This window comes from Pseudokineococcus marinus (assembly GCF_013004605.1).
Taxonomy (GTDB): domain Bacteria; phylum Actinomycetota; class Actinomycetes; order Actinomycetales; family Quadrisphaeraceae; genus Pseudokineococcus; species Pseudokineococcus marinus.
Map to the genome: position 1 here is coordinate 1 of NZ_JABEMA010000528.1, position 1,251 is coordinate 1,251.

The 1,251-nt window shown below is 74.8% G+C and carries 1 protein-coding gene; it reads right to left on the minus strand.

Going from position 1 to position 1,251, the window contains the following annotated elements; all coding sequences use genetic code 11:
* Positions 1-1,251: putative lipid II flippase FtsW (gene ftsW / locus HLB09_RS17235; RefSeq protein ID WP_212771315.1), on the minus strand; the 1,251-nt coding region annotated here is incomplete at both ends.

Genomic DNA, 1,251 nt, shown 5'->3' on the forward strand with positions numbered 1-1,251 from the left:
CGCCGAGCGCCGCGAGAGCGGGGCGGCGGCCACGACGAGCGAGCGCCGCACGACGCCGGCGCGGGTGGCGAGCAGGGCCGGCGCCCCGGGCTCGGTGCGCGCGAAGGAGAGGACGACCCCGAGGCCGAGCAGCGTCGCCACGAGGGCGGAGCCGCCCGCGCTGACGAGCGGCAGGGGCACGCCGATGACGGGGACGAGGCCGAGGACGACGGCCATGTTGACGAGGCCCTGGCCGACCACCCACGCCATGACGCCCGCGGTGACGACCATGGCGAAGGGGTCCTCGTGCCGCCGGATGACGCGCATGCACCCCACCGCGAGCGCGCCGAAGAGGACGAGCACGAGCAGCGTCCCGAGCAGGCCCAGCTCCTCGCCGATGATGGAGAAGATGAAGTCGTTGTGGGCCTCGGGCAGGTAGGACCACTTCTCCCGGCTCGACCCGAGCCCGAGACCCGTGACCCCGCCGCCCGCGAGCGCCATGAGCCCGTGCGCCGACTGGTAGCAGCCGCCCTGGGGGTCGCACTCCCCCGAGAGGAAGTCGCCGATGCGGGTCATCCGGTTGGGGCTGGTGAGCACCATGACGGTGGCCACCGCCGCGAGGGCCGTCGCCGGGAGCAGGAGGATCTTCGCGGGCACGCCCGCGACCCACAGCGCGGCCGCGATGACGAGCATGACGACCATGCCCGTGCCGAGGTCGTGGCCGAGCAGCACGAGCCCCAGCACGCCCCCGGCCACCGGCACGACCGGCACGGCGACGTGCTTCCAGTCCCGCAGCAGGGGCGCCTTGCGCACGAGGACGGCGCCGAGCCACACCGCGAGGGCGAGCTTGGCGAACTCCGACGGCTGCAGCGAGAAGCCCCCGACGTAGATCCAGTTGCGGTTGCCCCCGACCTCGTCCCCCAGCGGGCTGAAGACGAGCAGCTGGAGGACCGCCGCGAGGCCGACCGCCGGCCACGCGAGCGCCTTCCAGACCCGCACCGGCACGCGCGAGGCGGCGTACGCCAGCGGCAGCCCGAGCACGGCGAAGAGCAGCTGGCTCGTGAAGGCCGCGAAGGGCGAGTCACCCGCCTGCAGCGACTCCACGCTCGAGCTCGACAGGACCATGACGAGCCCGAGGACGACGAGGATCCCCGTGGTGGCGGACAGCAGGTAGAAGCTCGTCGCGGGCGTGTCCGCGCGCGCGACCCACGACGTCACCACGTCGCCCGCGCGCTCCAGGGCGCGGCGCGGCGCCCCGCGCCGGGGGTCGGG